Source organism: Actinoplanes sp. NPDC048791 (assembly GCF_040650095.1).
Classification (GTDB): Bacteria; Actinomycetota; Actinomycetes; order Mycobacteriales; family Micromonosporaceae; genus Actinoplanes.
Genome location: NZ_JBEZGQ010001032.1, coordinates 1 through 2870, shown reverse-complemented (window position 1 = coordinate 2870; position 2870 = coordinate 1). Strand labels below are relative to the sequence as shown.

The window sequence follows — 2870 nt, the reverse complement described above, 5'->3', positions numbered from 1 at the left end:
GGCCAGGTGGCCGGGCCCGCCGATTCATGACTTCACCAGACCCGTACGCGGGAATCGCCCGAGGTCAGCGCGGCGACCGGACCGGCTGCCGCGGTCTCGCCGGGGTTGCGCCGCTTGCCGGTCAGGTCCAGGTCGATGACCGCCGGGCTGCCGTCCGGCTCCTCGAACTCCGCGTCGGCGAAGCGGACGCGGGGCAGGTCACGGCCGCCGACCGGGCCGAGGCGGGCCTGGTCGAACCCGGCCGGGAAGTTCGTCTCCAGGTAGACCGCGTCGCCCTCCTCGACGACCGACACGGTCGCGTCGCCGAGCACGTGCGGGTCGGTCTCCGCGGCGAACGGCCGGGCGCCGGCGGCGTAGACGTTGTCGTGGGCGTAGACCGCCTGTAGCACGTCGAGGTAGCGCTGGTGGTCGCCCGGGGGCTGGGCCTGGATGCGGGCGATGTACTCCTCGAAGGACGCCGGGTAGTCGTCGTAACCCGCGAGGCCGTAGCCCGGCTCGCTTCCGCCCTGGCCGCCGTCGCCGTACGCGGCAGCGGTGTCGCCGCCGAGGAAGACGTTGCCGACGTAGCGGTCGTCGCCACCCCGGATGTACGCGTAGCCGGCGACCTGGGTGCTGTGCGGCCGGTGGTACGGCGTGGCCCGGTCCATCACCGCCTCGAGGCGCAGCGTGCCGGCGAACAGGTTGCCGACGAACGCGCCGCCCTGGCTGAACGACTCGAACGACGCGCGCGAGCCGAACAGGTTGTGGTCGACCAGGTAGGGGCCGTGGCTGACCTCGACGAACAGGTCCCGGTTGTTGCGGTAGTAGACGTTGCGGGTGACCCGGGTGCCCTGGGTCTCCCAGTCCAGCCAGGTGCCCATCGAGCAGTCGTGGATGCGGTTGTGCCGGATCACCACGTCGATGGCCGCGTGCAGCTTGATGCCGCCGATCTCGTAGCCGTAGAACTCGCGCTTGAGCGCGATGTTGTAGATGTGGTTGTCCTCGATGGTGGAGAACACGCAGCCCAGGTGGCCGACGATGCCGTTCTGCCCGCAGTCGTAGATGGTGTTGCGGCGCACGATGTGCGAACCGATGTGCTCGCGGTCCCAGCCGATCTGGCGCGCGGCGAACACCGACTCGAGCTGGTACTGGTAGCCGGGCTTGTCGCCGCGCTCGGTGGCGTAGTTGTGCCCGGTGGACGCCTCCTTGCCGAGCGAGACCGCCGAGCACTTGGCGTCGTGGATGACGTTGTCCTCGATGATCCAGCCCTTGGCCCAGTTCGGGCCGATCAGGCCGGGCTGGTCCGCGGTCGGCGGGGTCCACGGCGACGCGGCCTGGGCCAGCTCGAAGCCGCGCACGGTGATGTAGTCCAGGTGCGGGACGAGCGGGTGGAACACCGACCGGCGGACGTTGATCTCCACCAGTTCGGTGTTCGGGTCGGCGCCCTGGAAGTTGGCCCAGATCGTGGTCTGCTCGGCGCCCACCTCGGCGTACCAGACCAGCCGGGTCTGCTCCGGGTCCCGGACCTGGTCGGCCAGGCCGGTCCAGTGGTCCACGACCTCGGTGCGCAGCGGCGGGTCGTCGAGCTCGGCACGGCCGCCGGCCTCGTAGAAGCTGCGGCCGTTGAGGTACACGTCGCCGAGGTGCTTGGGTGGCGCACCCTCGGGGTAGACGATCCAGTCGCCGGCGACCTCCTCGGCGAACGGGTTGAAGCCGCCGAACAGCGCGTTCGGCACCTCGGCCCGCCACACCGTGCCGCCGTCGGGCACCCAGCCGGTGACCCGCTCCGAACCCTTGATGACCACGTGCTCGCCGTCGGCGGCGGTGTAGGTGATCCGGCGGGTGTCGCTCAGGCCGCCGCGCGGGGGCGTCACCCACTCCCGGTACTCGCCGCCGTGCACGACGACCGTGTCGCCCGGGCGGGCCGCGGCCGCGGCCCGGTTGATCGTGCGGAACGGCTGCTTCTCCGAGCCGTCGGCGTCGTCGGAACCACTGGTCGCCACATGCAGGACGAAGGTCATGTTCGGCAGAGCCCTTCTGGCGTCCGGCCCCCAGGAGCCGTCGGCGGACGAGACCACGTCAACGTAATAGCGTGAAACATTCGGTGTCAACGCCGAAACATTCCGATAGTTTGCTGGTTACTTCCGGCCGTGCGTCGGCTTCGTACGCTCATGCAACCTTTCGGGCCGCGGTCCGCGACAGGTGGGTGCAGGTGGCCGGCGAAGGGAGCGGGATGCGGCCCGATCAGGAACGGGAATACATCGAGTACGTGACGGGGCGATTGTCGCGATTGCACCGGACTGCGTACATGCTCTGCGGCGACGCGCACCGGGCGGACGACATCGTCCAGGCCACGCTGACGGCGTTGTACACCCAGTGGAAGCGGGTCACCGCGGCGGACAACGTCGACGCGTACGTGCACAGCATTCTCGTGCGGCGCTACCTCGACGAACGGCGGCTGCGGTGGTCCCGGGTGCGGCTGGGCGACGTACCGGCGCACGCGGCCACGGTCCAGGCAGCCGACCACGGCGTCGTCGAACGGGACGCGCTGATGACGGCGCTGCGGGTGCTGCCGAAGGGCCAGCGGGCCGTGGTGGTACTGCGCTACTTCGACGATCTGTCGGTCGAGGCCACCGCCGAGGCGCTCAAGTGCTCGGTGGGCAACGTCAAGAGTCAGTGCGCGCGGGGACTGGCCAGCCTGCGGGCCGCGCTCGGCCCGGAACGCCAGGTCAGCATCGCGCAGGGAATGAGGGACGCATCATGATGGGCGAGCAGGACGTACGCGAACGGCTGCAGGCGGTCGAGGTGCCGGCCACGAAGCTTCAGGTGGAGCGGCTGGTCGAGGGGGGCCGCAGGCGGGTGCTGCGCCGCCGGGCGGTGCGGGCCGGCTG

At 70.5% G+C, this 2870-nt stretch carries 2 protein-coding genes; one reads left to right on the top strand and one right to left on the bottom strand.

What is annotated here, in order from left to right:
- Positions 1 to 32: 32 nt before the first annotated feature.
- On the bottom strand, positions 33 to 2057 hold the full coding sequence (locus tag AB0C29_RS41655; protein WP_360832842.1) for a right-handed parallel beta-helix repeat-containing protein: 2025 nt from the start codon (positions 2055 to 2057) through the stop codon (positions 33 to 35).
- 155 nt (positions 2058 to 2212) lie between these two features.
- Between AB0C29_RS41655 and AB0C29_RS41650 the strand changes: the two genes are divergently transcribed.
- A complete protein-coding gene (locus AB0C29_RS41650) occupies positions 2213 to 2743 on the top strand; it encodes a SigE family RNA polymerase sigma factor (RefSeq protein ID WP_360832839.1) in 531 nt (176 codons plus the stop codon).
- Positions 2744 to 2870 lie beyond the last annotated feature (127 nt).

Excerpts from the sequence above, each read along its gene's own strand:
- AB0C29_RS41650 (WP_360832839.1), top strand. The coding sequence starts at position 2,213 with ATGCGGCCCGATCAGGAACGGGAATACATCGAGTACGTGACGGGGCGA.